The sequence below is a fragment of the Microbacterium sp. NPDC056052 genome (assembly GCF_042266785.1).
GTDB lineage: Bacteria > Actinomycetota > Actinomycetes > Actinomycetales > Microbacteriaceae > Microbacterium.
The window spans coordinates 131,288-157,114 of the sequence record NZ_JBHJWV010000005.1; the positions used below are offsets into that span (position 1 = coordinate 131,288).

24 protein-coding genes are annotated in these 25,827 nt (G+C 70.8%); 11 read left to right on the top strand and 13 right to left on the bottom strand.

All coding sequences use genetic code 11. The features are described from left to right. Window positions 1–11: 11 nt before the first annotated feature. Window positions 12–791 carry a GntR family transcriptional regulator gene (locus tag ACFC1J_RS11320; protein ID WP_375905630.1) on the bottom strand — a complete coding sequence of 260 codons (780 nt, stop codon included), beginning with the start codon at window positions 789–791 and terminating at the stop codon, window positions 12–14. A 155-nt stretch (window positions 792–946) separates the two neighbouring features. Here ACFC1J_RS11320 and ACFC1J_RS11325 point away from each other — a divergent pair, with 155 nt between their 5' ends. Both ACFC1J_RS11325 and ACFC1J_RS11330 read left to right on the top strand, forming a co-directional pair. After that, window positions 947–2,335 carry an MFS transporter gene (locus ACFC1J_RS11325; RefSeq protein ID WP_375905633.1) on the top strand — a complete coding sequence of 463 codons (1,389 nt, stop codon included), beginning with the start codon at window positions 947–949 and terminating at the stop codon, window positions 2,333–2,335. 71 nt (window positions 2,336–2,406) lie between these two features. Next, the gene (locus ACFC1J_RS11330; protein ID WP_375905635.1) at window positions 2,407–3,366 is read left to right on the top strand and encodes a nucleoside hydrolase; all 960 of its coding nucleotides are present in this window, start codon (window positions 2,407–2,409) and stop codon (window positions 3,364–3,366) included. Window positions 3,367–3,601: 235 nt separating this feature from the next. Here the strand turns inward: ACFC1J_RS11330 and ACFC1J_RS11335 are convergent, their stop codons facing one another. Next, a complete protein-coding gene (locus tag ACFC1J_RS11335; protein WP_375905638.1) occupies window positions 3,602–5,665 on the bottom strand; it encodes an acyl-CoA dehydrogenase in 2,064 nt (687 codons plus the stop codon). Between the two features lie 190 nt (window positions 5,666–5,855). Continuing rightward, window positions 5,856–7,883 carry a DNA helicase RecQ gene (gene recQ, locus ACFC1J_RS11340; protein WP_375905640.1) on the bottom strand — a complete coding sequence of 676 codons (2,028 nt, stop codon included), beginning with the start codon at window positions 7,881–7,883 and terminating at the stop codon, window positions 5,856–5,858. 146 nt (window positions 7,884–8,029) lie between these two features. On the opposite strand from recQ, the gene ACFC1J_RS11345 reads away from it, so the two are divergent. From ACFC1J_RS11345 to ACFC1J_RS11370, 6 genes are all read left to right on the top strand, one after another. Further along, a complete protein-coding gene (locus tag ACFC1J_RS11345; protein ID WP_375905643.1) occupies window positions 8,030–8,338 on the top strand; it encodes a GNAT family N-acetyltransferase in 309 nt (102 codons plus the stop codon). Then, entirely contained in the window at window positions 8,335–9,276 is a 942-nt protein-coding gene (locus tag ACFC1J_RS11350; protein WP_375905646.1) for a pirin family protein, read from the top strand. The genes ACFC1J_RS11345 and ACFC1J_RS11350 overlap by 4 nt, the downstream gene beginning before the upstream one ends. Window positions 9,277–9,327: 51 nt before the next feature. Continuing rightward, window positions 9,328–9,873 (top strand): ECF transporter S component, encoded by a 546-nt coding sequence (locus ACFC1J_RS11355; protein ID WP_375905648.1) that lies wholly within the window; start codon window positions 9,328–9,330, stop codon window positions 9,871–9,873. A gap of 75 nt (window positions 9,874–9,948) precedes the next feature. Beyond that, the gene (locus tag ACFC1J_RS11360) at window positions 9,949–11,715 is read left to right on the top strand and encodes an ABC transporter ATP-binding protein (protein ID WP_375905651.1); all 1,767 of its coding nucleotides are present in this window, start codon (window positions 9,949–9,951) and stop codon (window positions 11,713–11,715) included. Continuing rightward, window positions 11,712–12,515 (top strand): energy-coupling factor transporter transmembrane component T family protein, encoded by an 804-nt coding sequence (locus tag ACFC1J_RS11365; RefSeq protein WP_375905654.1) that lies wholly within the window; start codon window positions 11,712–11,714, stop codon window positions 12,513–12,515. The genes ACFC1J_RS11360 and ACFC1J_RS11365 overlap by 4 nt, the downstream gene beginning before the upstream one ends. 32 nt (window positions 12,516–12,547) lie before the next feature. Further along, the gene (locus ACFC1J_RS11370; protein ID WP_375905657.1) at window positions 12,548–13,423 is read left to right on the top strand and encodes a siderophore-interacting protein; all 876 of its coding nucleotides are present in this window, start codon (window positions 12,548–12,550) and stop codon (window positions 13,421–13,423) included. 151 nt (window positions 13,424–13,574) lie between these two features. Here ACFC1J_RS11370 and ACFC1J_RS11375 read toward each other — a convergent pair whose 3' ends face one another. From ACFC1J_RS11375 to ACFC1J_RS11410, 8 genes are all read right to left on the bottom strand, one after another. Continuing rightward, window positions 13,575–14,339: an ABC transporter permease gene (locus ACFC1J_RS11375; protein ID WP_375905660.1), complete on the bottom strand. Its 765-nt coding sequence runs from the start codon at window positions 14,337–14,339 to the stop codon at window positions 13,575–13,577. Continuing rightward, the gene (locus ACFC1J_RS11380) at window positions 14,336–15,139 is read right to left on the bottom strand and encodes an ABC transporter ATP-binding protein (RefSeq protein WP_375905663.1); all 804 of its coding nucleotides are present in this window, start codon (window positions 15,137–15,139) and stop codon (window positions 14,336–14,338) included. Before ACFC1J_RS11380 ends, ACFC1J_RS11375 begins: the two co-directional genes overlap by 4 nt. Before the next feature lie 2 nt (window positions 15,140–15,141). Next, entirely contained in the window at window positions 15,142–15,507 is a 366-nt protein-coding gene (locus ACFC1J_RS11385) for a DUF1048 domain-containing protein (RefSeq protein WP_375905666.1), read from the bottom strand. A gap of 1 nt (window position 15,508) precedes the next feature. Continuing rightward, the gene (locus ACFC1J_RS11390) at window positions 15,509–15,868 is read right to left on the bottom strand and encodes a PadR family transcriptional regulator (RefSeq protein WP_375905669.1); all 360 of its coding nucleotides are present in this window, start codon (window positions 15,866–15,868) and stop codon (window positions 15,509–15,511) included. 216 nt (window positions 15,869–16,084) lie between these two features. Beyond that, window positions 16,085–16,360 carry a type II toxin-antitoxin system PemK/MazF family toxin gene (locus ACFC1J_RS11395; RefSeq protein ID WP_375905672.1) on the bottom strand — a complete coding sequence of 92 codons (276 nt, stop codon included), beginning with the start codon at window positions 16,358–16,360 and terminating at the stop codon, window positions 16,085–16,087. Continuing rightward, window positions 16,347–16,787 carry a hypothetical protein gene (locus ACFC1J_RS11400; protein ID WP_375905675.1) on the bottom strand — a complete coding sequence of 147 codons (441 nt, stop codon included), beginning with the start codon at window positions 16,785–16,787 and terminating at the stop codon, window positions 16,347–16,349. Before ACFC1J_RS11400 ends, ACFC1J_RS11395 begins: the two co-directional genes overlap by 14 nt. A gap of 238 nt (window positions 16,788–17,025) precedes the next feature. Further along, complete coding sequence (locus ACFC1J_RS11405) at window positions 17,026–18,189, bottom strand: acyl-CoA dehydrogenase family protein (protein WP_375905678.1); 1,164 nt, start codon at window positions 18,187–18,189, stop codon at window positions 17,026–17,028. A 208-nt stretch (window positions 18,190–18,397) separates the two neighbouring features. Beyond that, window positions 18,398–19,357, bottom strand: coding sequence for a D-alanyl-D-alanine carboxypeptidase family protein (locus ACFC1J_RS11410; RefSeq protein WP_375905681.1), 960 nt, complete (start codon window positions 19,355–19,357; stop codon window positions 18,398–18,400). Window positions 19,358–19,454: 97 nt separating this feature from the next. Here ACFC1J_RS11410 and ACFC1J_RS11415 point away from each other — a divergent pair, with 97 nt between their 5' ends. Continuing rightward, window positions 19,455–20,570, top strand: coding sequence for an Rv2578c family radical SAM protein (locus ACFC1J_RS11415; protein WP_375905684.1), 1,116 nt, complete (start codon window positions 19,455–19,457; stop codon window positions 20,568–20,570). Between the two features lie 115 nt (window positions 20,571–20,685). Here ACFC1J_RS11415 and ACFC1J_RS11420 read toward each other — a convergent pair whose 3' ends face one another. Beyond that, a complete protein-coding gene (locus ACFC1J_RS11420) occupies window positions 20,686–21,531 on the bottom strand; it encodes a phospholipase (protein WP_375905687.1) in 846 nt (281 codons plus the stop codon). Between the two features lie 242 nt (window positions 21,532–21,773). On the opposite strand from ACFC1J_RS11420, the gene ACFC1J_RS11425 reads away from it, so the two are divergent. Further along, on the top strand, window positions 21,774–22,253 hold the full coding sequence (locus ACFC1J_RS11425; protein WP_375905690.1) for a GNAT family N-acetyltransferase: 480 nt from the start codon (window positions 21,774–21,776) through the stop codon (window positions 22,251–22,253). 104 nt (window positions 22,254–22,357) lie between these two features. Here the strand turns inward: ACFC1J_RS11425 and ACFC1J_RS11430 are convergent, their stop codons facing one another. Then, complete coding sequence (locus tag ACFC1J_RS11430; protein WP_375905693.1) at window positions 22,358–24,622, bottom strand: DEAD/DEAH box helicase; 2,265 nt, start codon at window positions 24,620–24,622, stop codon at window positions 22,358–22,360. Between the two features lie 280 nt (window positions 24,623–24,902). Between ACFC1J_RS11430 and ACFC1J_RS11435 the strand changes: the two genes are divergently transcribed. Continuing rightward, the gene (locus ACFC1J_RS11435; RefSeq protein WP_375905696.1) at window positions 24,903–25,805 is read left to right on the top strand and encodes an aldose 1-epimerase family protein; all 903 of its coding nucleotides are present in this window, start codon (window positions 24,903–24,905) and stop codon (window positions 25,803–25,805) included. The last annotated feature ends 22 nt before the right edge of the window (window positions 25,806–25,827 follow it).

Here is a 25,827-nt window from a genome sequence, read left to right on the forward strand (position 1 = left end):
AGTCGGCGCGGTCACTGCGCGGTCTGCACGACCGAGAGGACGCCCGCCTTCCCGGAGACGATGCACTTGGCGAGGTAGACGGGGACGCCGCCCGAAGAAGCGGTCTGGGTGAGGATGAGCACGGGGTCGCCCGGCGTGAGGCCGAGCAGCACGCCGCGGGTGCGGCCGACCACGTTGACCGTGATCTCGCACACCCCCGCTCCGAAGACGACGCCGCGGTCCGCGAGGGCCGTCATGAGGCTCGTCGGGTCGCCGGTCGCCTCCTCGAGCACGGCCGCGATCTGCGGGCTCGCGTCGGTCAGGTAGCGCCCCGCGGGAAGGTGCTCCTGCAGGATGGCGATGGGTTCACCGGCCCGCTCGATCACGCTCTCCCGGAACCAGGTGTTCGCCGCGTCGTCGAGGCCCAGGTGGCTCGAGACGTAGTCCGTGGTGGGCTGCACGACGAACTCGAGCTGCCGCACGCCGACATCCTCGCCGCCCTCGGCGAGCGCCGCCTCGAGCGGTCGCAGCTCTTCGAGCCCGACGGTGGGGAGGTCCTCCGCGACGAAGCGCCCGATCCCGCGCCGGGTGAGGATGAGCCCGTCCTCCTCGAGCAGCATGAGCGCCTCGCGGACGACCGTGCGCGAGACCCCCAGCGACACGCCGAGCTCGGTCTCGCGCGGCAGCGCCGATCCGAGGGAGAAGACGCCGGACCGGATCCCCTCGGCCAGGCGGGAGTACACGGCGACGCGCAGGGGCTGGCCCACGGGAGCGGTCAGCGGCCGGGCCAGGAACTGCTCGACGTCCGTCATCGGATCTCCTCCTCCGCCTGCCAGGCCTCCGGATTCGGGCCGTGCTCGCCGTTCATTCAAGCACGGAAGCACGCACTTGCAGATGTTCTACCTCAGAGGTATAACATCATATAGCCCGAGGGGCCCGCCCCCCTCCCCTTGACGAAGGAGTCACTGTGCAGCTCTCCCCCGCACCCGCGGCGCTCGATCGCCCCGCGCCGATCCGCGGCGGCCGTTCGGTCCTGCTCGTGGCGACCCTGATCCTGACGGTCGTCGCCTTCCAGCTGAACTCGAGCATGATCAGCCCCGCCCTCCCCGACATCTCGAAGCAGCTCGGCGCGCCGATGGACGCCGTCTCGCAGGTCTCGTCGCTGTTCTTCCTCGCCGGCGCGGTCGGCGGCATCGTCCTCGCCCGCTGGAGCGACTTCATCGGCCGCAAGCGCGCGCTGCTGGTGGTGCTCGCCCTCATCGTGCTCGGCACCGTGCTCTGCCTCGTCTCGCCCAACCTCCCCGTCCTGCTGCTCGGACGCGTGCTGCAGGGCGCATCGAGCGCCGCGTTCCAGATCTCCTACGTGATCCTCGCCGAGACCCTGCCCGCCGCCGTCTTCCCGACCGTGCTCGGGATCCTCACCGCCATCAACGGTGGTGTGGGCGGCGTGGACGGCTGGATCGGGGGCCTCCTCGCCGACGCCTTCGGGTTCCGCTCCCTCTTCGTCGTGATCCTCGCGGTCGCCGTGATCGCGATCCTGAGCGTGGCGCTCGCCGTGCCGCGCGACGGCGAGCCGTCCTCGACCGGGCGCATGGACTGGTGGGGCGCGGCCGCGCTCTCGCTCGGTCTGATCTGCCTCACCTACTTCGTCTCGACCGGATCCGGCCAGGGCTGGTTCGCCCCGCTGACGCTGCTCTTCCTGGCCGGCACGGCCGTGGCGCTGGTCGCCTTCGTGGCGATCGAGAAGCGCCGCCGTACGCCCCTCGTCGCGGTGCAGCACCTGCGGTCGCGTCAGGTGTGGCCGGTCATCGCCGTCACCGTGCTGACCCTGTCGAGCGTGTTCACCGTGATCAACTTCACGATCGTGATCCTCAGCCAGAACCAGGCCGTCGGCTACGACGTGAACGCGTCGACCTCCGCTCTGCTCTACCTCACGCCGCCGGCGCTGATCGGCCTCGCCGCCGCCCCGCTGTCCGGCTGGCTCGCGGGCCGCTTCGGATGGATCCGGATGCTGCGTCTCGGTCTCGTGCTCTCGATCGCGGCGCTCGTCGTGGTCGCACTGTTCCCGTTCAGCCCGTGGACCGTGTTCGCGATGTTCGCGGTGCTCGGCGTCGCCTACAACGGGGTCGTGCTCACCACCACGAACGGCCTCGGGGTGCTGCAGTCCCCGAGCGAAGCGCCGGCGATCCTGCCGAGCATGAACGGCGCCGCGTTCGGCTTCGGCGCGAGCCTCGGCATCGCGATCGTGGCGCCGTTCGTCATGTCGGGCGACTTCGTCCTGGCACTCTGGATCTCTCTGGGGATCAGCGTGCTCGCCCTCATCGCGAGCCTGTTCCTGATGCCCAAGACCGACTGACCCCGCCCGCCGACCGCCTGGTCCGCCGGTTTCCCGCCCCACGCCCCGTCCCGCATCCCGAGGAGGATCCGATGACCGAAACCCCCGCCCCGCTGTACTTCGACTGCGACACGGGCATCGACGACTCGCTCGCCCTGGCGTATCTGCTGGCGTCGCCCGAGATCGCGCTCCGAGGGATCGGCACGGTCAGCGGCAACACCTCGGCGGCCCAGGCGGCGCGCAACACGTTGGGCCTGCTCTCCCTCGCCGAGCGCGACGACGTGCCCGTGGCCGAGGGGCGGCACGACTTCCTCACCCGCGAGTACGACGGCGGCGCCCCGCACGTGCACGGCGACGACGGCGTGGGAGGGGTGGCGCTGCCGGAGCCCGCCCGCGCGGTCGAGGACGGCACCGCGGCGGACCTGCTCATCCGCCTCTCGCATGAGCACGACGGATCCCTCGAGGTGCTCGCGGTCGGCCCGCTCACGAACCTCGCCGCCGCGCTCGCGCAGGATCCGACGCTCCCCTCCCGCGTCGCGCGGGTGACGCTCATGGGTGGGGCGGCGCTCGTCCCCGGCAACATCACGGCGCTCGCCGAGGCGAACATCGGCAACGACCCCGAGGCCGCCGACGCCGTCTTCGCCGCCGGCTGGCCGGTCGTCGTCGTGCCGCTCGATGTGACCATGGAGAACGTGTTCGAGGAGGCGCACCGCGATCTGCTGGCCGCGTCCGGATCCTCCGTGGCGCGTGCCGTCGCCGCGATGCTCGACTTCTACATGGACTTCTACCGCGCGACCTACGGCCGCCGGTGCAGCGCCCTGCACGACCCGCTCGCCGCGGCGATCGCGGTCGGCCGGGTGCGCCCGACGGTCGCTCCCGCCGTGCCGGCCGTGGTCGACACGACGGACGGCCCTGGCCGCGGGCAGACCGTGTTCGACCTGCGCGGCCAGCGCCAGAGCGCCCGCGACCACGCGGACGCGACCGTGCGCGTGGTGCTCGCCACCGACACTCCGCTCGCAGACCACCTCGCGGAGCGTGTCGCCGGGGCCTGACCCGCCCGCCGGGGTCGTTGAGCGAGGACGCCGCAGGCGACCGAGACGAAACGCGGTGCTCTCGCAAGGGCACCGCGTTTCGTCTCGCTCCTCGCTGCGCTCGGTGCTCGCTCAACGACCCCGAGCGAGAGCACCGGATCCTGCCGATTGCACGGGCTGTTGACGCGCCGTTCCCGTGCACTCGGCAACAAGCCGTGCGCTCGGCGAGGAGCGGGCCCGCGGCGGGAAACCCGCGTTACAGCTGGCGGGCCTTTTTCAGGGCCTTCTCATCGACGGGCGCCTCGCCAGAGGCCTTGAGGTCGGCGTAATACGCGCGGGCCTCGTCCTGGCGGACCTGCTCCGCGCCGGAGGCGAGGGGCGCGCGCACGTGCTCGGGCTCGTAGCCGAACGCGTTCACGAGGTCGAGGGCGTGCGGGCGCAGGCGCGCGCAGAGCCGGTCGATGTAGCGCGAGACCGAGGCCGCGCGCTGCGCCGAAAGGCGGCCGTTGATGAGGTACCACGCGAGGTGCTTCTCGACGAGCTGCAGGCCGAAGAGGTCGCGCAGCCAGGTGAGCACCGCCTTGCTGTCCTCGTCCTGCACGCGGGCGAGGGCGTCGGTGAACGCCTCCCACTGCAGCAGCTCGCCGTGCGCGCGGGCCGCCTCGATGAGCTCGGCCTGGTTCTCGTTGAACAGCTTCTCGCCGAGAACCTTGTCCTTGCCGGCCGCACGCAGCCGGCCGGCGATGTCGGCCACCATCTGCTGCACGCGGTCGGTGAGCAGCTCGTGCTGCTGCTCGGCCCGCAGGCCGTTCTCGACCGAGCGGGCCGTGGATCCGAGATCCGCGACGGCCTGCCCGAACTGGCGCAGCCCCGCGCCGTGGAACACGCGGCCCGCGGTCTGCCCGACGGCGTACTTGGCGAGCGCGGCCGCGTCCTTGCCCTTGAACTGCTGGGCGTAGTCGGTGAGCAGGCGCTTGCCGACGAGCTGCAGCAGGATGTTGTTGTCGCCCTCGAACGTCACGTAGATGTCGAGGTCTGCGCGGAGGCCCACGAAGCGGTTCTCGAACATGAAGCCCGCACCGCCGCAGGCCTCGCGGCACTCCTGCAGGGTGTCGAGGGCGTGCCAGGTCGACAGCGGCTTGAGCGCGGCGGCCAGGGTCTCCAGATCCTCGCGGTCCTGCGGGGTGTCGGTGCGGCCGGAGAAGACGCCGTCGAACTTCTGCAGGAACTCGTCGTGCGCGAACAGCTGCGCGTACGTGGTCGCGAGGCGCGGCAGGAGACGGCGCTGGTGCTTGCCGTAGTCGAGCAGCGTGGTCTCCGAGCCGTCGGCGCCGTTGAACTGCCGGCGCTGCGTGGCGTAGGTGATCGCGATGTAGAGGCCGAGCGCGGAGGCCCAGGACGCGGCGCCGTCGAGCGAGACGCGCCCCTGCACGAGCGTGCCGAGCATCGTGAAGAAGCGACGGCCAGGGCTGTCGATCGCGCTCGAGTAGGTGCCGTCTGCGGCGACGTCGCCGTAGCGGTTCAGCAGGTTGGTGCGCGGGATCCGCACGTGGTCGAAGCTGAGCCGACCGTTGTCGATGCCGTTCAGCCCGCCCTTGAGGCCGTCGTCCTCGCGGCCGATGCCGGGAAGGTCCACGCCGTCCTCACTGCGCAGCGGCACGTAGAAGCAGTGCACGCCGTGGTTCACGCCGTTCGTGATGAGCTGCGCGAACACGGTCGCCGCGATGCCGTGCAGCGCCGCGTTGCCGAGGAACTCCTTGGTCGCCGCCCGGAACGGCGTATTGATCACGAACTCCTCGGTCGCGGGATCGTACGTCGCCGTGGTGCCGATCGAGGCGACGTCGGAGCCGTGCCCGATCTCGGTCATCGCGAAGGCGCCGGGGATCTCCAGGCTCATGATGCCGGGGAGCCAGCGGTCGTGGTGCTCCGCGGTGCCGAGCTGGAGGACGGCGGATCCGAACAGTCCCCACTGCACGCCCGACTTGATCTGCAGGCTGGGGTCGGCGACCACGAGCTCCTCGAACCCGGCGATGTTGCCGCCGTTGTTCTCCTCGCCGCCGAGGCGCTTCGGGAACGCACGGTGCACGGCGCGGTTCTGCACGAGCAGGTGCAGCTGGCTGAGCACGCGCTCGCGGTGCTCGTCCTTGCCGAGCGAGTCATCGCGCCAGAACGCCGGATCCTTGATCATCTCGCGCGCCTCGCGGCGGGTGTCCGCCCAGGTGCCGAGCAGCAGGTCGCCGACCGCGTCGACGTCGATGCGCGTCGCGGTGTCGTCCGGGGTGCTGTTCGCGGTGTTCGTCCGAAGGGCGGCGTCGACCATGAGGATCCTCTCGTGAGGTTTGGGGATGCTTTCATGGTAGATCTGACACAACGCGGAGCGAAGGCGGCTGTGGGGATCCCCCAATGAAGCGACCGCACGAGGATCCGCGCGATTGTCGGCTCTCCACAGGATGCCCGCCGCCGCGACGCGGGAGAGCCGGACGCGGGAGAGCCGTCAGCGGCTCAGCCCGTCAGCCCTCGGCCGCGATGACCTCCAGCACGGCCTCGCCGTAGGCCTCGCGCTTCTTCTCGCCGATGCCGCTGATGCCGACCAGGTCGGATGCCTGTGCGGGGCGGTGCTCGGCGAGGGCGCGCAGCGTCGCATCGCCGAACACGACGTACGCGGGCACCCCCTGCTCGCGCGCGGTCTGCGCCCGCCACGCCCGCAGCGCCTCGAACAGCCCGCGGTCGCCCTCGGCGAGCGCCTCCGCGGCGTTCCTCTTGGCGGAGCGCCCGCCTCCGGAGGAACCGGCGCGGGTGACCACGTCGTGACGCAGCTTCACCGCGGTCGTGCCCGCGAGCACCCCCGCGGCCGCGTCGCTCACCGCGAGCGTGCCGTACTCGCCCTGCGGCTGCATCAGGCCCTGGGCCAGCAGCTGCCGCACGACCGAGCGCCACTGCGCGTCGGTGAGATCGGAGCCGATCCCGTAAGTGGCGAGCTCGTCGTGCCGGAACTTGCGGATCTTCTCCGTCGACGCCCCGCGGAGGATGTCGATGAGATGGCCGGCGCCGAACGACTGGCGACGCTCGCGCTGCAGCCGCACGATCGTGGAGAGCAGCTTCTGTGCGGGGATCAGCCCGTCCCAGCTGTCCGGCGGGGTGAGGCAGGTATCGCAATTCCCACAGGGCGCCGAGGACTGCCCGAAGTAGCCGAGCAGGTTCTGGCGGCGGCAGTCGACGGTCTCGCACAGCGCGAGCATCGCGTCGAGGTGCTGGTTCTGCCGCTGCTTGATCATGCGGTCGCCGTCGCCCTGCTGGATGAAGCGGCGCTGCTGCACGACGTCGCCGAGGCCGTAGGCCATCCACACGACCGAGGGCTCGCCGTCGCGGCCCGCGCGACCGGTCTCCTGGTAGTAGCCCTCGACCGACTTCGGCAGGTCGACGTGCGCGACGAAGCGCACGTCCGGCTTGTCGATGCCCATCCCGAACGCGATCGTGGCGACCACGATGACGCCGTCCTCGCGGAGGAACCGGGACTGATGCGCCGCGCGCGTCCCGGCGTCGAGGCCCGCGTGGTACGGGATCGCGTCGAAGCCCTGTGCGCTGAGGTACTCGGCGGTCTGCTCGACCGAGGCGCGGCTGAGCGCGTAGACGATGCCCGCGGATCCTTCGGGCTGGCTGCGCACGAACGAGACCAGCTGCTTGCGGACGTCGACCTTGGGGTCGATCCGGTACTGGATGTTGGGCCGGTCGAAGCTCGCGACGAAGTGCTTCGCCTGCGGCAGGTGCAGCCGCTCGGTGATCTCGCGGTGCGTCTCGCGGGTCGCCGTGGCGGTGAGCGCGATCCGCGGAACGCCGGGGAAGCGCTCGGCGAGGCCGCCGAGCGCGAGGTAGTCAGGCCGGAAGTCGTGCCCCCACTGCGACACGCAGTGCGCCTCGTCGATCGCGATCACGCTGAGGGATCCGCGCTGCAGGAGTCCGAGGGTCTGCGCGTTCGAGAGGCGCTCCGGCGCGACGTAGATGAGGTCGAGGTCACCGGAGAGATACGCGCGCTCGACCTCGGCGCGGTCGGCCGCGGTCTGCGTCGAGTTCAGGTACGCGGCACGCACGCCGTTGGCGCGCAGGGCGTCGACCTGGTCGTGCATGAGCGCGATGAGCGGGCTGACCACGAGGCCCGTACCCTCACGCACGAGCGCGGGGATCTGGTAGCAGAGGCTCTTGCCGCCGCCGGTGGGCATGAGCACGACGGCGTCGCCGCCGCCCACGACCTGGTCGATGATCGCAGCCTGGTCTCCGCGGAAGGCGTCGTAGCCGTAGACCGCGGTGAGCGCGTCGAGCGGCGTCTGGTACCTGCTCGGCGCGGCGGCTGCCGCGGCGGGCGGCACCGGGAAGCTGCCCTGCGGAACCGCACCAGGGGATCCCGCCCACTCGCCCTCCTCGGGCGGGGGCGCCGCCTCCCAGGGCTCCTCCGCGAACGGCAGGTCGGCGTAGGGGTCGTCGAGGGGCGCATCGGACCACGGCAGATCCGCATAAGGGTCGCGCGGATCGTTCTGGGGCATGCCTCCAGCGTAACGAGAGGAGCCGACACCGGAGGCCGCTCTCCACAGGCCGGGCTTCCCCGTGCCGGCGGGTTCGCACGACCCCTGCACCCTCTCCCGGGCATAGGTTGGATCCGAATCCGCACGACACCGCATGAAGGAGCGCCATGCCCGAGATCGCCGTGACCCTGAACGAGGCGGAGTCCCGCTACGAGATCACCAGCGACGGGGCGCTCGCCGGGTTCGCCGAGTTCCAGCGCCGTCCCGGGACGATCCTGTTCATCCACACCGAGGTGGATCCGGCGTTCCAGGGGCAGGGTCTCGCCTCGAGGCTCGCCGCGGACGCGCTCGCCGACGCCGTCGCGACCGGCGACACGATCGTGCCGTACTGCCCGTACATCAACACGTACCTGCGCACGCACGAGGTGCCGGGCGCGAAGGTGCGCTTCCCCACGGCGCCCGGGGAGCAGGCATGAGCCTGCACGGACCGCGCGCGGTCGTGCTCGAGGCGCGAGAGGTGCCGCTCGGCGGCGTGCGGGCGATGAACGTGCTGCGCGTGCTGCCCAGCAAGGACGTGCCGACGATCGGAGCCTGGTGCTTCCTCGACCGGTTCGGACCCGCCGCGGTGCGCATGCGGGTGGAGCCGCATCCGCACATCGGCCTGCAGACGGTGACCTGGCCGCTCGTCGGCGAGATCCGTCACCGCGACACGATCGACAGCGACGTGGTGCTGCGCCGCGGGCAGCTGAACCTCATGACGGCGGGCAACGGCATCGCGCACTCCGAGTACTCGGTCGGCGAGGAGGCCGGCCCGCTCGACGCCCTGCAGCTCTGGGTGGTGCTGCCCGACGGCGCCGCGACAGGAACCCCCGGCTTCGAGCAGCACCTGTCGCTGCCGGGGCTGGCGCTTCCCGCCACGACCGGATCCGACGCCGACGTCACGGTCGTGATGGGCACGTACGCCGGCGTCGCCTCCCCCGCGACCGCCCACACGCCGATCGTGGGCGCGGAGATCCGCCTCGCACCGGGCACGACCGTCGATCTGCCGTTCGACCCCGCGTGGGAGCACGGACTGCTGCTCGTCACGGGCGACGCGCGCGTGGCGGGATCCGACCTCGCCGAGACCTCGCTCGAGGTCGACGACGTGCTGTTCCTCGGCGACTCCCGCGCGGCCGTCACGGTGACGAGCGAGGGCGGGGCGCTGCTCTTCCTCCTCGGCGGCGAGCCCTTCGAGCAGGACCTCGTGATGTGGTGGAACTTCGCCGCCCGCAGCCACGAGGAGATCGCGCAGGCGCGCGAGGACTGGGAGGCGGGATCCGCCAGGTTCGGCCATGTCGTGGGTCACGGCGACGAACGGATCCCCGCCCCGCCGATCCCTCCCGTGCGCCTCATGCCGCGGCGCCGGAGGATCTGACCTGGGATTACTCCCGGCCGATCCGTCGGACCCCGCCGGTACGCTGGACGGGTGCCCGCCGTCCGCTCCCCGCTGCCCACGCGCGTCCTGCTCGTCTGCGCCGCCATCGGAGTCGCCACGGGGCTGCTCGGCGCCGCCGCCGGCTGGGTGACGATCCCCGTGATCGCGGGCGCGCCGTTCGCCTACGGACTGGTCCTGGGCTCGCACGTGCTGCCCGGCATCATCGCGCAGGAGGTGCTGCGCCGGCCGCTCGTCGCGCTGCTCACGCACGTGCTCGCCGCCCTGGTCGCCAGCGCGTTCAACCCGATCTGGTTCCCCCGGTTCCTCGGGACGGCGCTGCTGTTCGGCCTGATCCAGGAGGGCGTCGCCGCGCTCACCCGGTACCGCTCATGGGGCGCCTGGCGGTTCTTCGTCTCGGCGGCGATCATCGGCGTGATCATCGCGGTCGTGGTGTTCTTCGCCGTCGATCTGGCGCGGCTGCCGCTGTGGGCGCGGATCGTCTACCTCCCGCTGGCCGTGCTCGGACCGATCATCTGGACGGCGATCGGCCTGCGGATCGGCATCTCGCTGCGCCGCGCCGGGGTCGCCCCGCGCTGAGCCGGCGACACGGATCCGAACCCGGCGGAGCCCTAGGTTAGGCTTGCCTAAGCAACCCTCCTCGAACGGATCCCGATGCCCGCCGTCCCGCTCCTCCGCGTGCGCGATCTCACGATCACGCACCGCGGCGCGAGCGACCCCGCCGTGCGCGACGTCTCGTTCGAGGTGCACGCGGGCGAGGTCGTGCTGCTGCTCGGCCCGAGCGGATCCGGCAAGTCCACGCTCGCGCTCGCGCTGAGCGGCCTCATCCCGCATTCGCTCGACGCGACGGTCTCCGGCAGCGTCACGGTGTGCGGGCACGACGCGGCCACGACTCCGGTCGCCACGCTGAGCAGCTCCGTGTCGACGGTGTTCCAGGATCCGGATGCGCAGATCGTCACCGGATCCGTGCTCGACGACGCGGCGTTCGCCCTGGAGAACCTGCGGTTCCCCGTCGCCGAAGTGCTCGCCCGCGCCGAAGCCGCCCTGCGGCGGATGGGGCTGTGGGAGCGCCGCGCCGAGAACCCGGACCGGCTGTCCGGCGGGGGCAAGCAGCGTCTCGCGATCGCTTCGGCGCTCGCCACCGGATCCCCGGTCCTCATCCTCGACGAGCCGACCGCGAACCTCGATCCGCAGGGCACCGCCGACGTCCACGCCGCGCTCGCAGACATCGCCGGATCCGAGGAGCGCGCCCTGATCCTGGTCGAGCACGACCTCGACGCGGCCCTGGAGATCGCGACCAGGGCGATCGTGCTGGACACCTCCGGGCGCATCGCATTCGACGGCCCCGCGCGGCGGATCCTGCGCGAGCATGCGGAGGAGATCCTCGCCCTCGGCGCATGGCTACCCTCCGCCGCACTCGCGGCTCGCGGGCTGAACGCACGGCTGCCGGTGCTCGCAGCAGCCCCGATCACGCCGCTCCCCCTCAGAGCCGAGGAGCTCGCGGTGGCCCTGCAGGGGCTCGAAGCGGAGGCGCCGACGTTCGAAACTCAGTCGACTCCGGCCCTGGCGCCCGATTCCGGCGCCACAGCGACCGGATCGACTGAGTTTCGCGCGTTCGATGCGCCGAACCCGATCATCACCGTGCGCGGCCTCGACATCGCCCGACGTCGCACCATGGTGCTGCGCGGTGTCGACCTCGACATCGAGGCGGCCTCGATCACCGCGATCATCGGCCCGAACGGCGCCGGCAAGACGACGCTCGTGCAGGCGCTCGCGGGTGTCGTGACCCCGCCCCGCGGCCGGATCTCGGTCGACGGGGTCGATCCCGCCGTCGCCTCGCCTCGTACGCTCGCCGCGCACATCGGCTTCGTCTTCCAGAACCCCGAGCACCAGTTCATCGCGCACACCGTGTTCGAAGAGCTCGCGCACGGCCTGCGGCTGCGGCGCACCCCGCCTGCCGAGATCGACGAACGCGTCGGCGCGATGCTCGAGCGGTTCGGACTCCGCAGCAAGGCCGAGGTGCACCCGTTCCTGCTCTCGGGCGGCGAGAAGCGGCGGTTGTCGGTCGGCACCGCGCTGATCACCCGCCCGCGGATCCTCGTGCTCGACGAACCGACGTTCGGGCAGGACAGGGCGCGCACCCAGGAGCTGCTCGCGCTGTTCCGGGAGCTCAGGGCCGAGGGCACGACGATCATGCTCGTGACGCACGACATGGACCTCGTGATCCGGCACGCGTCCCGCACCGTGCTCGTCGAGAACGGCCGGATCGTCGCCGCCGGCGCCACGTCGGCCCTTGTCCGCGATGCCCTGATCCCGCTCCCCGCGGCCCATCTCGCGGTCCCGCCGGAGTTGCGAGCGCTCCTCGGCGACGACGCCGTCGCCGAGGGCCGGCACGGCACGATCGCCGGATCCGGATCATGAGCGACCCGTACGCCGAGCAGGCCGCGGCGCCCGCACGCGCCTGGCTGCACCACCTGAACCCGCTCGCCAAGCTCGGCGCGGTGCTGCCTGCCATGGTGCTGCTGGTGTTCGTGCGGGACCTCGCGACGCCGATCGCGTTCCTCGTGCTCGCCTACGCCGTGCTGCTGACGGGCGCACGACTGACCGCCCGGATCTATGCCGTACTGCTGCTCGCGATTCCCGCGGGGGTCCTCGTCCTGGGGCTGTCCATGGCGCTGTGGACGGATCCGACGCAGGTCGCGTCGACCCCGACGGTGCTCCGGATCGGCACGTGGGAGCTGCACGCAGGAGCCCTCGAGAGCGGGTTCGCGACGGGACTGCGGCTGGGGGCGATCCTCGCGCTCTCACTCATCTCCGGCCTCACCACGACCGGGCCGGACGTCGTGCGCGCGGGCGTGCAGCAGCTGCGCATCCCCTACCGGTTCGGGTACACGGCGCTCGCGGCCTACCGGTTCGTGCCGCGTTTCGGCTACGAGCTGAGCGTGATCCGCGCGGCGCACCGCGTGCGCGGCACACATGGCGGACGCGGGCCGTTCGCCCGGATCGTGCGCGGCTGGGGCTACATCGTGCCATTGCTGGCGAGCGCGATCCGCCATGCCGAGCGCGTGGCGCTGGCGATGGACTCGCGCGCGTTCGGTGCGCATCCCACCCGCACCGAGCGGCACGAGGTCCCGTTCCGCCCCCGCGACGTCGTCTTCCTGTTCCTGATGCTCGCCGCCTCCGCCGCTCTCCTGACCCTGTTCTTCCCCTGGCGGCCATAGCCCCGCCCGAATCCGGACTCGAAAGGCTCCCCATGGCGTACAGCAAGATGGTCAAGCCGGCTTCGGCCGGGCTCGTTCCGCTCACGGTGCTGCGGACCGAGCGCCTCGCCCCGCACTGGGCGCGGGTCACGTTCGGCGGCGGTGAGATCGAGCGGTTCTCGCCCATGGGCTACGACCAGTGGTTCCGGCTGTTCCTGCCGGTGGGCGGCGAGGAGGCGCTGAGCCGGGTTCCCGCCAAAGCCAACCACACGCTCGGCTACCTCAAGTTCCTGCGGATCCCCGACGGCGAGCGCCCGGTGATGCGCAACTACAGCGTGCGGGCCTTCCGCCCGGCCACGGCCGAGGCCGGCGCCGAGCTCGACGTGGACTTCGTGCTGCACGGCTCCGCCGCCGAGGGCACCGCGGGGCCGGCGTCGCGGTGGGCCGAGACGTGCCGTCCGGGCGACCGCGTGCTCGTGATCGACGAGGGGCTCACGTTCAACCCCGAGCGCGGCACGGAGCGGGTCGTGCTCGTCGGCGATGAGACGGCCCTGCCCGCGATCGCCGCGATCTGCGCCTCCCTGCCCGCACATGCGACCGGATCCGTGCTTCTCGAGGCCCCTTCCGCGGAGGACGCGCTGGACTTCCCGTGCCCCGACGGCATCGACGTGCAGTGGTTCGTGCGCGAGCCTTCTGACCGACCAGGGGCGCTCGCCCTGGCGGCCTTGCGCGAGATCGCGCTGCCCGAGGCGCCGTTCCACGCCTATGCGGCGGGAGAACAGGCGCTGGCCTCCGGTGCGCGCAAGCTGCTCGTCGGCGAACGCGGCGTCGACAAGGCCCAGGTCAGCTTCTGCGGTTACTGGCGGATAGGCTCCTCCTCCCCCGCCTCCCGCGCGGCTCGCGAGACCGCGGCCCAGCCGCGGGGCTGAGCCGCCCCGAACCGCCTCGAACCCCGAACCGCCTCGAACCGCCTCCGGGCGCACGGGGCGCCGAAGGCGGTTCGATCCGGTTCGGCCCTTCGACGAGCTCAGGGACCGGGGCGGGTTGCCGAGTCTGTCGATGCACAGACATCGAGCCTGCTCAGCTGATCTTCTTCCGGTAGATGGCGATCGCGAAGCCGTAGGCGACCACGAGGATTCCGACCATCCAGGCGAGGGCGATCCAGATGCTGGATCCCACCGGCTGGCCGTTGAACAGCGCGCGGATCGTGTTCACGATCGACGTCACGGGCTGGTACTCCGCGAACCAGGCCACCGGGCCCGGCATCGACGAGGTGGGAACGAACGCCGAGCTGATGAACGGCAGGAAGATGAGCGGGTAGCTGAACGCGCTCGCGCCGTCGACGGTCTTGGCGCTCAGGCCCGCGATCACGGCGAGCCAGGTGAGCGACAGGGTGAACAGGACCAGGATCCCGACCACGGCCAGCCACGCCCCGACCGATGCCCCGGTGCGGAAACCCATCGCGAACGCGACGCCGACCACGATCGCCACCGAGACGATGTTCGCGACGAGAGAGGTGAGCACGTGCGCCCAGAGCACGCTGGATCGGGCGATCGGCATGGACTGGAACCGCTCGAAGATCCCGCCCTGCAGATCCAGGAACAGGCGGTACGAGGTGTACGCGATGCCCGACGCGATCGTGATGAGCAGGATGCCCGGCAGCATGTAGTCGATGTACGACTGGTCGGATCCGGTGCGGATCGCCCCGCCGAGGACGTAGACGAACAGCAGCATGAGCGCGATCGGGGTCACCGCGGTGGTGATGATCGTGTCGGGGCTGCGCAGGATGTGCTTGAGCGATCGGCCGGTGAGCGTGCCGGTGTCGCTGAGGACGTGGCTGGTCATTTCACTGCCTCCTTCGTGGTGTCGGTGCCGGCCGGTGCCGCGGACGGTCCGACCAGGGCGAGGAAGACCTCCTCGAGGCTGGGCTGCTTCTCGACGTACTCGACCTTCGCCTGCGGCAGGAGCCGCTTGAGCTCGGCGAGCGTGCCGTTCTGGATGATGGTGCCCTCGTGCAGGATCGCGATCCGGTCGGCCAGCTGCTCCGCCTCGTCGAGGTATTGCGTGGTGAGCAGCACGGTGGTGCCGCCGTTCGCGAGCTCCTTGACGGTGTCCCAGACCTCGATCCGCGCCTGCGGGTCGAGACCCGTGGTCGGCTCGTCGAGGAAGATCACCGGCGGATTGCCGATCAGGCTCATCGCGATGTCGAGCCGGCGCCGCATGCCGCCGGAGTAGGTGCCCGCGCGGCGGCCACCCGCGTCGGTGAGCGAGAACCGGGCGAGCAGATCGTCGGCGACGGCGCCCGGATCCTTGAGGTGACGGAGCTTCGCGACGAGCACGAGGTTCTCGCGTCCGGTGAGGATCTCGTCGACCGCGGCGAACTGGCCGGTGAGGCTGATCGCGTCGCGGACGTCGTTCGGCGCCGACGCGACGTCGAAGCCCTGCACGGTCGCGGCGCCGCCGTCGGCCTTCAGCAGCGTCGACAGGATGCGCACGAGCGTGGTCTTGCCCGCGCCGTTCGAGCCGAGCAGGGCGAAGATGCTTCCCCGCTCGACCTCGAAGTCGACGCCGCGCAGAACCTGCAGGTCCTTGAACGCCTTGGTGACGCCCTGCACGCGGATCGCGGGGGCGGTGAGGGTGGCCATGATCAGTTCCCCTTCCGTGCGGCGTCGTCGATCGCCGTCGTGAAGCGCTTGCGCTCCTTGTCGATCCACTCGCGGCCGGCGTACGCCTTGGCGAACGTCTCGGCGAAGTCGACCGGGTCGTCGCCGACGATGTCGCGGACGGGGGTGCGGTCGACGGCGGCGCGCTCCCAGAGGTCGGCCATGTCGGTGTACATCCGGATCATGGTGTCGCCGTCGGTGATGCCGCCGGCGTACATCAGGTAGCGGTGCATCGCCATGGCGGCCTCCGCGTAGGGGGCGGGGAGGCCCTCCATGCGGGCCTTGTCCTGCTTGTACTGCTTCTTCTGCTCGAGGGACCCGGTGAGGGCTTCGATCCACTTGGCGGCCATGTCAGGCTCCTTCAATCGTGTCGATGGTGCTGCTGCTGTCGGTGTGGCGGAGCTGTTCGATGTGCTCTGCGAGGAAGCTCCAGGTCCTCCAGAAGTCGGCGAGCTGATCCCGCCCCTGCGTGTTGAGCGAGTACACCTTGCGCGGCGGACCCTTCTCGGACGGGACCTTCTCCACATCCACGAGGCCCCTCTGCTCGATCCGCACCAGCAGGGCGTAGACGGTGCCCTCCGCGATGTCGGAGAACCCTCCGTCCCGCAGCCGCGTGGTGATCTCGTATCCATAGGCCGATCGCTCGGCCAGGATCGCCAGGACGATCCCCTCGAGAGTGCCCTTGAGCATCTCGGTCATCTGACTCGCCATCGCGATCGCCTCCTTCTTCTACTCAGTGATGTTGACTACCGGTAGACAGTAACACTGAGTACCGGTACATAGCAACACTGAATACCAAACTTTTTCTGTCGGGGGAACCGCCTCTCCCGAGAGGGCACTGCCACGATCGGCGCACGGCACGACGCCCCGGGATCCAGGGATCCCGGGGCGTTCGCGAAGCACGACAGCAGTGCGTGGGCGGCACGGTCAGAGTGCGAGATGGAGGCGGAGCGCCTCGTCGAGCGCGCCCATGAGCTCCGCGGGCACCCCGCCGACGGGACGGGCGATGCGTGCGACGGCGACCGTGCGCACCTGCTCGGCCTGCGCCTTGACGTCGCGCTCGAGCCCGGTCGCCCTCGCCGGCAGCAGCACCGGGAACGGCAGGATCCGTGCCGTGCTCGACGTCAGGGGGACGACCGTGACGGTCGACCGATCGCTCCGCACCGCGACCGCATTGGCCGTGTTGTTGTCACAGCACGTCATCGGCGTGCAGCTGGCGCACGCCGTGGTCGTGCAGCAGGAACTGCGCGCGCAGCGGGATCCCGAGGAGCGCAGCCTGCCGCTTCATCGCACGCGCCCAGATGCGGACATCGTCCTCGACGACCTCACCGCCGACCCGCTCCCATACGAGCACCACCGCCGCGTTGCCGGTGAGCTCGCGGAGCATGCCGATCCGCTGGGACAGCAGGTGCGCGTGCGTCACCTCGCCGAGATCCTCCGTCGTCACCGCCTCGAGCGGATCCTCGGGGTAGTCGGCCATCGGCATCAGCGGTTCGCCGATCCGGCCTCGCCCGTCGATGAAGAGCAGCCAGAGCTGGCGCTGGCTCGCCTGCTGGAGCAGCAGCTCCAGGGCGTCGCGGAGATCGTCGTCGCTTTCGAGCGCGTGCTCGCGCAGTGTTTCGGGGTTCATGACGCCAGCCTGGCGGCGCGGCGGGCGGGCGTGAGGTCCGCTCACGCAATCGGTGCGGAACTCCGCATGCGCCCCGATTGTGGAGGAGGATCCGCCCGTGCGGAAACCGGCCCCGCACGCACGAGCGCCCCCGGATCCAGGATCCGAGGGCGCCCCCGCTCCCCACGCCCCACTCCCGACGACGCTTCGCGTCGCCCGGAGCCTCCGGGGCGTATGGGCCCGGCTCAGGGACCGAAGGTCAGCGCTTGCCGGCGATCTGGCGGCCGACGAGGTCGCGCATGATCTCGTTCGTGCCGCCGTAGATGCGGTGCACCCTGGCGTCGGTGAATGCCTTCGCGATCGGGTACTCCATGATGTAGCCGTAGCCGCCGTGCAGCTGCACGCCGGTGTCGAGCACCTCCCACTCGCGCTCCGTCGTCCAGAACTTCACCTTCGCGGCGTCCTCCGCGGTGAGTTTGCTGTCCTTGTACGCCAGCAGCGCGCGGTCGACGTACGCCCACATCACCTCGGTCGTGGTGACCATGTCCGCCAGGCGGAAGCGGGTGTTCTGGAAGTCGGCGATGCGCTCGCCGAAGGCCTCGCGGTCCTTCGTGTAGGCGATGGTCCAGGCCGTGGCGGCCTGTGCAGCGGCCGCGGCGGCGACGCCGATCGACAGGCGCTCGAGCGGCAGGTTCATCATCAGCTGGATGAAGCCCTGGCCCTCCTTGCCGCTGATCAGATTCTCGTCGGGGATGAACACGTCCGTGAAGCTGAGCTCGGCCGTGTCCCAGCCGTGGAAGCCCATCTTGCTGAGCTTCTTGCCCTGGTCGAAGCCCTCCATGCCCTTCTCGACGATCAGCAGGCTGAAGGCGTCCGGCCGGTTGCCCTCGCCGGTCTTCACGAAGGTCACGACGATGTCGGCCGTGGTTCCCGAGGAGATGAAGGTCTTGGCGCCGTTGAGGATGTACCCGCCGTCGACCTTCTTGGCGTTGGTCTTGATGCCGCGCAGGTCGGAGCCCGCACCCGGATCGGTCATCGCGAGCGCGCCGAGCACTTCGCCCGTCGCCATGCGAGGCAGCCACTTGGCCTTCTGCTCCGGCGTGCCCATGTGCACGAGGTACGGCACGGCCAGATCGTCCTGGATCCCGAAGGCTCCGGCAAGGGACCCGGCGCCCGCCGCGATGACCTCTTCCATCACGATGGTGCGGAAGCGGTAGTCCTGCAGCATCCCGGCGCCGCCGAACTCCTCGGGCACGGAGAGACCGATCAGGCCGGCCTCACCCGCCGCGAGCATGGTGGCGCGATCGATCTCGCCATCCGCCTCCCAGCGCTCGATGGCCTCGTTCGTGACGTGGCGGCCGATGAAGTCCTTGACGAGACCCCGGAAAGCCTCGTGATCCTCGTCGTAGATGTCGCGTTCCATCGCGCTCCTCCAGATCGTGTGTGCGTCTTCGCTCTCGCGATCCTACGCGGAAAACCGCGGATATCGGCGCAGATTGTGGGAATGCATCCCACCGGATGTGAGACTCGGTGTCACGCTTTGTGCGATCGCTCCAGCCGAGCGCGGATCGCCGGCGACGCGACGGCGCGCACGTCCGGCTCGGCGCGACGCCTCGCGTCCGCGATGCCGGTCAGCCCAGGTAGGCGGGGGCCGCCGCCAGCCCGAAGAACTGCTCGAGCGTGGCGAATCCGCCGTCGTGATAGGCCGCCGCGAGCGGAACGCCGACGTAGCGCAGGTGCCAGGGCTCCGGGTCGTAGCCGGTGACCGGGGTCTGCCCCGCGGCATAGCGCACGATGAAGCCGTACTGCCAGCCGTTCTCCGCCACCCAGGCGCCGGCGGCGGTGCCGCCGAAGGCGTCGATGTCGCCGCAGCCACCCGCGCAGGAGACGACGTCGGCGGCGAGGCCGGTCTGATGCTCGCTGTGCCCCGGCCGCGCGGAGAGCGCATCACCTTGAGCCTGCCCGTACGTCGCGATCTGGCCCGAGTAGGTCTGCACCTGGGTGTCGTACGAGCGATAGCCGCTGGCCAGCGCGATCGAACCCGATCCCGCGGCGTCCGAGGCGGCGGAGAGCTGGTCCAGGGCGTGCGCCGCGTCGGAGCGCAGCGCGCCCGCACCGGAGACCGAGAGCGCCGGATCCCCGAAGGACGTCGGCGCGAAGGTCAACGGGTTGAGCGGCCGGGCCTTGTTCACCACGACCCAGTCGCGGTTCGGGTCGGATAGATCGATGCAGGGCGCGTTGCCTGCCGCGACCGCGGCGCGGAACGCCGCTCCCCCGCCGAACGCCGTGACCACGGCGTCGTCGCCGCCGGACGCGAGCGCCTGCTGCACCGGCGCCTGCGCGCACGGGTTCGAGGCCGCCGTCGCGTGCAGCTGCACCGAGGGAAGGCTCGTCGCGGCCTGGGGCATCGTGACCTCGACCCCCTGCGGATCCGCCTCGGCATGCCCCCCGGGACCGGCGCTCGCGGAGCCGTCCGCGAGCGCCCAGAGCGCGCCGATCAGCGCGACCGCCAGACCGATCGTGACGTACAGCCGGAACGTCACACGCGGATCCATGCGGCGAGCGCGAGTCGGGTGCCGCGGGTCTGCCACGGATCCATTCTCACCGCCAGACCTGAACATCGGCGACATTCGAACCTCTCCACGATCTCCGCTTGACTCACTATCGATGTTATGTTCGAATATCGTCATGAGGTGGCAAGGGCAGAGGATCGACGAGACCGACGCGCAGGCGCTGCCTGGCATGGAGAACCGCACCGGATTCCTGCGGACGGTGACGACGCCGGAGTTCGCGGGGATGACCTTCCACGAGGTGCTCGCGAAGTCGGCCCTGAACCATGTTCCCGGGCCCTCGAAGATGCCGTTCAACTGGACGATCAACCCGTACCGCGGATGCAGCCACGCGTGCGTGTACTGCTTCGCCCGGGGGACGCACACGTATCTGGACCTGGACGCGGGGCGGGACTTCGACTCGCAGATCGTCGTCAAGGTGAACGTGGTCGAGACCCTGGAGAAGGAGCTGCGCCGCGGATCCTGGAAGCACGAGACCGTCGCGCTCGGAACGAACACCGATCCGTATCAGCGCGCGGAGGGGCGGTACCGGCTGATGCCGGGGATCATCGGCGCGCTGGCCGATTCCGGGACGCCGTTCTCCGTGCTCACCAAGGGCACGCTGATCCGCCGCGACATCCCGGTCCTCGTCGACGCCGCGGCCAGAGTGCCCGTCGACGTGCAGCTGTCGATCGCGATGTTCGACGAGACCCTGCGCGAGGCGATCGAGCAGGGCGCTCCGTCCACGCAGGCGCGGCTCGACACCGTGCGCGCGCTCAGCGACGCCGGATTCCGGGTCGGTGTGTTCCTGATGCCGATCCTGCCGCACCTCACCGACTCGGTGAACGCGATCGACGGCGCCCTGCGACGGATCAAGGAGGCGGGGGCCGATCATGTCATCTACGGCGCCCTGCACCTGCGGGCGGGCGTGAAACCCTGGTTCCTGCAGTGGCTGTCGCAGCACAGGCCGGATCTGCTGTCGTCCTACCGGGTGCTGTATCCCGGATCCGCGGCGGAGACGCCGAAGGACTACCGGAAGTGGCTCGCGCGACGGGTCAAGCCCCTCATCCGGATGCACGGACTGGAGGCACGGCACTCCGACGACCGTCCGCTGCGGCGCAGCATGAGCGCGCCGACGGAGCCGGTCACGAACGCGATGCCGCTGTGGCTGTTCGAGCAGCCCTCGGCCGAGCCCGCGGCGTCGTCGCGGTTCGGCGCACCACGCGCGCCGGAGCCGGTGCCGACCCTGTTCTGAAGCGGGACGCCGAACGGGGCGGGCGCTCGATGCGCGCCGCCCCGTTCGAGGTTCCGTGGAGGATGAGGTTCCGTAAAGGAGGAGGTTCCTTGGAGGATGAGGTTCCGTGGAGGATTCAGTACCAGTTCGTGGCCTGCGAGTGGGCCCAGGCCGAGCAAGGGGTGCCGTAGACGCTGGAGATGTACCCGAGGCCCCACGTGATCTGCGTGGTCGCATTGGTCTGCCAGTCATCCGCGACGGTCGCCATCTTGTCGCCGGGCAGCGCCTGCGGGATGCCGGTCGCGCCGGACGGGTTGTAGGCCTGGTAGTCCCAGCCGGATTCCTTGTTCCACAGCGAGTTCAGGCACTGGAACTGGTCGTCCCCCCAGCCGTACTGGCTCGCCATGATCTGCTGAGCCGCAGCGCGCGCGCCGTCCGGAGTGTTCGCGGCGGCCTGCGCCTCGGCGGCGGCCTGCGCGGCAGCGGCCGCCTGCGCGGCGGCCGCAGCGGCCGCGGCATCCGCCGCCTGCTTCTGCGCGACGGCGTTGTTCAGGTTGGTGCGGACCTCGGCGACCTGCGACTCCACCTTCTCGGAGTGGTTCGTGATCGCCACCGCGAGCGCGGTGTTCACGGCGCCCTTGTCGGAGACCGACTCCGACAGCACCTCGCGCGCGGAGGTCAGGCCGGTCACGTCCACGAGCTTGCGCCCCTGGCCGAGATCGAGGCCGGACGACTTCACATCGGCGTTCACGGCGGCCGCATCCGCCATCGCGGTCTGGGCGGTGTCGAGCGCCGCGCGCACCTGCACCCGCTGGTTGTAGGCGGTCACGTCATCGACCGCGGCGACGGCCGGAGCGGCCGCGGCGACCGTCGGGGCGATGAGCACGGCGCCACCGACGACGAGCGCGCCGAGCACGGCGGTCGCGCCGACGATGGTGATGGTCTTACGGCGGGCAGAGCGGAAGAACGGGTTTCTCGACATGACGAAGTAACGATCCTTGAAGTCCTCGGTGCCGCTCGGGAAGCGGCGTCACGCCCTCGGGTCGGGCGTACAAGGTAACGATCCTGCATCACTGTTCCTGGGAACCCACCGAGCATCCCGGGATGTAGCAGGATACTTTGCTCGAACTCTCAGGTTTCGAGTTCGGCCGTTTCCGACCCCTCGCCCTGCCCTTCTCATCGCGCCCGCACCTTCGTGTCCGAGGTTCCGGCTAGCGTCTCGCCATGGTCACTCTCCGCCCCTGGCAGCCCGAAGATCGGCCCCTGCTCGACCGCTTCAACACTCCGGAGATGACGGCGCATCTCGTCGGCCCCGAGACCCCGGATGAGCTGGAGAGGCGGCATCGGCGCTATCTGTCGATGGAGGGACCCGGCGGCATGCTCGTCATCTGCGACGGGGACACCGCGGTCGGTTCGATCGGCTACTGGGAGGACGACGAGGATCCCGACGCCGTGGTGTGGGAGACCGGGTGGAGCGTGCTCCCCGAGCATCAGGGCCGCGGCTACGCCGGCAAGGCCCTCCTCCAGCTCCTCGACCTCGTGCGGGCGGACGGACGCCACTCCGAGATCCACGCCTACCCGGCCGTGGACAACGCGCCGTCGAACGCGCTGTGCCGACGCGCGGGCTTCGCGCTGCGCTCCTCCCGCGCATTCCCGTTCCGCGGCGAGGAGCTCCTCAGCAACGATTGGGCGTTCGTGCTCTGACCGCTGCGACGTCGCCGACGCGAAAGGGCCGGGCGGGATCCGTAGTCATTCGGATCCCGCCCGGCCCTGTCGGCGGACGATTCGCGGCGAAGGCCGCGCCGTGATCAGGCGGTGAGGTCGGACGTCGACGGCATGCGGCCGGCGATCTCCTCGATGAGGTCGTCGCCGAGACGCGCCTCCTCGAACGGGGCGTCGATCTCGGCGCGGTTCAGAAGCTCCGTCATGCGGCGACCGCGCGGACGGGTGATCAGGGTCACGACGCGCCCGGCGTTGCCCGCGCGGCCGGTGCGACCGGCCCGGTGCAGGTAGGTCTTGTACTCGTCGGGGGCGTCGGCCTGGACGACCAGGTCGATGTCGTCGACGTGGATGCCGCGGGCGGCGACGTCCGTCGCGACGAGCACGTTCACACGACCCGAGGTGAGCTTCTGCAGGTTGCGGGTGCGCTTGGCCTGGTTCAGGTCGCCGTGCAGCGAGACCGCGGGGATCCCCGCGTCCTCGAAGGCCTCGGTGAGCTGCTCCGCGTAGGCGCGGGTGCGGGAGAAGACCAGCGTGCGTCCGTCGCGATCGACGAGCGACGTGAGGATCTCGGCCTTGTCGCGGTGCTCGATCACGAGCACGCGGTGCTCGATCGTGCCCGAGTCCTGCGTCTCGCCGGCGACCTCGAAGACGGCCGGGTCCACAAGGAACTCGTCCACCAGGGCGGCGACCTCGCGGTCCAGCGTGGCGGAGAACAGCAGCTTCTGGCTGCCCTCTCCGGTGTGCCGGAGGATCCGCTGCACCGGCTCGACGAAGCCGAGCTCGCACATGTGGTCCGCCTCGTCCAGCACGGCGATCCGCACGTCGGAGAGGTCGAGCTTGCCCTGGTTGATCAGGTCCTCGATGCGACCGGGCGTGCCGATCACGATGTCGACGCCCTTCTTCAGCGCGCCGACCTGTCGCGCCTGCGGCACACCGCCGTAGATCTGCGTGGTGAACAGGCCCACGCTGCGGGCGATCGGCTGCACGGTGCGGTCGATCTGCAGCGCGAGCTCGCGCGTCGGAGCGAGGATGATCGCGCGCGGGGTGCGTCCGAACTCGCGCTTCTTGCCCTTCTGCGACTGCAGGATGCTCTCCACGAGCGGGGCGCCGAAGGCGATGGTCTTGCCGGATCCGGTGCGCCCGCGGGCGAGCACGTCGCGGCCCTCAAGCACGGCGGGGATCGACGCCGCCTGGATCGGGAACGGCGTCGCGGCGCCCATGTTGGTCAGGATCTCGACGATGTTGGATCCGAGTCCGAGGTCGCCGAAGGTCACATCCGCGACCTCTTCCGCCTGCACGGTCTGCGCTGCCAGGCGCTCGTGCACGACGTCCTCGAGCTGCTCGTGCTTCGGCGTACGGTCGGCGGTGCGGTTCCAGTCGCTGCGGCTCGGACCGTCGGTGCGGCGAGGGCGGTCGTCCCGACGCGGACGGTCATCCCGACGGGCACGGTCGTCACGGTCGAAACGGGGACGCTCGGTCCGGTCGTCCCGACGCGGACGGTCATCGCGGTCGAAGCGGGGGCGGTCGTTGCGGTCGAAACGCGGACGCTCGGCGCGGTCATCCCGGCGGGGACGGTCGTCACGATCGAAACGCGGACGGTCGCTGCGGTCGAAACGCGGACGCTCGGCACGGTCGTCACGGCGCGGACGGTCGTCACGGTCGAAACGGGGACGGTCAGCCCGGTCATCCCGGCGCGGACGGTCGTCACGGTCGAAACGGGGACGGTCAGCCCGGTCATCCCGGCGGGGACGGTCATCACGATCGAAACGCGGACGCTCGGTCCGGTCATCCCGGCGGGGACGGTCATCACGATCGAAACGCGGACGGTCAGCCCGGTCATCCCGACGCGGACGGTCGCTGCGGTCGAAACGCGGACGCTCGGCACGGTCATCCCGGCGGGGACGGTCATCACGATCGAAACGCGGACGGTCATCGCGACGGTGCGGGGTGTCGATGCGGCCCGACTCGGCACGGTTGCGGATCGAGCGGGACTCGTCGCGTCCGGCCTTCTCCTGCGCGGACCAGCGGCGCTTCGGCTCGCGGTCGGCGGGGGCGGACTCGGCACGGAAGCCGCGGTGGCCGGGCGAACGGCTGCCCGGGCGGGCATCCGCACGGCGGTCGTCGCGGGCCGGACGGGCGTCACGGTCGAAGCGGCCGCCACGATCATCGCGGGCGGGACGGGCATCGGCGCGGCCATACCGATCTGCACGATCCGCGACGCCCCGGCCGGAATCGCCGTCGCGCGCCGGGCGCCCCTGGTTGTGGCGATCGTGGAAGGAGGTCTTCTTCGCGTAGCGCGGCTCGAAGTTCGCCGAGGGGCGTCCGCCCTTGGGCTTGTGGTTCTTGGGCACGGGTATTTCCTTTATCTGGTTCTCGCACGAGAACAGCGCCCCGCCGCCCTCGTAGGGCGCGGGGAAACCCGGGCAGTCGTCGGCCGGGGGCCATTCATGTGATGGATGAAGCGCTCGGCGACGTCCGCCGAACTCACCATCGGCCCCTGGGCTCACACACAATCGCAGCACCGCGTCCGCCGGGGATCCCGGAGGTCGCGGTCGCCCGAAGCCGACCAGGGCAGTCTACCCGAGCCACCTGGGAACCCACCGCGTCACCTCGCCGCTCTACGATGGCGGCATGACCACTCCGACCGGCGTCCAGGTCCACCTCGAGGCAGGCGGCGTCCACGCCCAGATCTCGCAGGTCGGCGCATCCCTCCGGCACCTCGTCGTCGGCGGCACCACGGTCGTCCCGCCCTACCCCGACGACCGCCCTGCGCCCGCCTGCGCCGGCGTCGTTCTCGTGCCGTGGCCGAACCGGATCCGCGACGGCATCTGGGCCGACGGCGAGGAGATCAGGGCGCTGGCGATCACCGAGCCCAAGCTGAACAACGCGATCCACGGGCTGCTGCGGTACACCGCCTACGAGATCGCCGAGCAGGACGATGCGACCGTGCTGCTGCGCGCGAACGTGGTGCCGCAGATCGGCTACCCCTACCTGCTGGAGACGAGCGTGCGCTACACGCTCGACGCGAGCGGCGTCACCGCCGAGCACACCATCGTGAACCGCTCCCAGGGGGCAGCGCCCGTCGCACTCGGCACGCACCCCTTCCTCACGATCTCCGGGGCCGACCCGAAGCAGCTCCTCCTGCGCATCCCCGCCGAGACGTTCTTCGAGACCGATGACCGGCTGCTGCCGATCGGCGAGTCGCCGGTGTCCGGCGGCACGGACCTGCGCACGCCCCGGCGGCTCGCCGACGTGCAGCTCGACACCGGCTTCGCCACGCTCCGCCGCGAGGCCGACGGGCGCGTGCACAGCACCCTTTCCGCCCCCGACGGCCGCACCGTCACGCTGTGGCAGGGGCCGGGGCTCGACTACCTGCAGGCCTACACGAACACGAGTTACCCCGGGCAGGACCTCGTGGTCGCCCTCGAGCCGATGTCGGCGCCCGCCGAAGCCTTCAACTCGGGCCGGGGGTTGCGCCGCCTGGCACCGGGCGAAGCATGGACTGCGCAGTGGGGCGTGACGCTCGCTGTCTGAGAGCGAACATCCGAGAGCGGGC

Bases quoted from the DNA above. Each gene is read 5' to 3' on its own strand.
- ACFC1J_RS11320 (WP_375905630.1), bottom strand. From the start codon at position 791: ATGACGGACGTCGAGCAGTTCCTGGCCCGGCCGCTGACCGCTCCCGTG.
- ACFC1J_RS11330 (WP_375905635.1), top strand. From the start codon at position 2,407: ATGACCGAAACCCCCGCCCCGCTGTACTTCGACTGCGACACGGGCATC.
- ACFC1J_RS11335 (WP_375905638.1), bottom strand. From the start codon at position 5,665: ATGGTCGACGCCGCCCTTCGGACGAACACCGCGAACAGCACCCCGGAC.
- recQ (WP_375905640.1), bottom strand. From the start codon at position 7,883: ATGCCCCAGAACGATCCGCGCGACCCTTATGCGGATCTGCCGTGGTCC.
- ACFC1J_RS11345 (WP_375905643.1), top strand. From the start codon at position 8,030: ATGCCCGAGATCGCCGTGACCCTGAACGAGGCGGAGTCCCGCTACGAG.
- ACFC1J_RS11350 (WP_375905646.1), top strand. From the start codon at position 8,335: ATGAGCCTGCACGGACCGCGCGCGGTCGTGCTCGAGGCGCGAGAGGTG.
- ACFC1J_RS11360 (WP_375905651.1), top strand. From the start codon at position 9,949: ATGCCCGCCGTCCCGCTCCTCCGCGTGCGCGATCTCACGATCACGCAC.
- ACFC1J_RS11365 (WP_375905654.1), top strand. From the start codon at position 11,712: ATGAGCGACCCGTACGCCGAGCAGGCCGCGGCGCCCGCACGCGCCTGG.
- ACFC1J_RS11370 (WP_375905657.1), top strand. From the start codon at position 12,548: ATGGCGTACAGCAAGATGGTCAAGCCGGCTTCGGCCGGGCTCGTTCCG.
- ACFC1J_RS11375 (WP_375905660.1), bottom strand. From the start codon at position 14,339: ATGACCAGCCACGTCCTCAGCGACACCGGCACGCTCACCGGCCGATCG.
- ACFC1J_RS11380 (WP_375905663.1), bottom strand. From the start codon at position 15,139: ATGGCCACCCTCACCGCCCCCGCGATCCGCGTGCAGGGCGTCACCAAG.
- ACFC1J_RS11385 (WP_375905666.1), bottom strand. From the start codon at position 15,507: ATGGCCGCCAAGTGGATCGAAGCCCTCACCGGGTCCCTCGAGCAGAAG.
- ACFC1J_RS11390 (WP_375905669.1), bottom strand. From the start codon at position 15,868: ATGGCGAGTCAGATGACCGAGATGCTCAAGGGCACTCTCGAGGGGATC.
- ACFC1J_RS11395 (WP_375905672.1), bottom strand. From the start codon at position 16,360: ATGACGTGCTGTGACAACAACACGGCCAATGCGGTCGCGGTGCGGAGC.
- ACFC1J_RS11400 (WP_375905675.1), bottom strand. From the start codon at position 16,787: ATGAACCCCGAAACACTGCGCGAGCACGCGCTCGAAAGCGACGACGAT.
- ACFC1J_RS11405 (WP_375905678.1), bottom strand. From the start codon at position 18,189: ATGGAACGCGACATCTACGACGAGGATCACGAGGCTTTCCGGGGTCTC.
- ACFC1J_RS11415 (WP_375905684.1), top strand. From the start codon at position 19,455: ATGAGGTGGCAAGGGCAGAGGATCGACGAGACCGACGCGCAGGCGCTG.
- ACFC1J_RS11420 (WP_375905687.1), bottom strand. From the start codon at position 21,531: ATGTCGAGAAACCCGTTCTTCCGCTCTGCCCGCCGTAAGACCATCACC.
- ACFC1J_RS11425 (WP_375905690.1), top strand. From the start codon at position 21,774: ATGGTCACTCTCCGCCCCTGGCAGCCCGAAGATCGGCCCCTGCTCGAC.
- ACFC1J_RS11435 (WP_375905696.1), top strand. From the start codon at position 24,903: ATGACCACTCCGACCGGCGTCCAGGTCCACCTCGAGGCAGGCGGCGTC.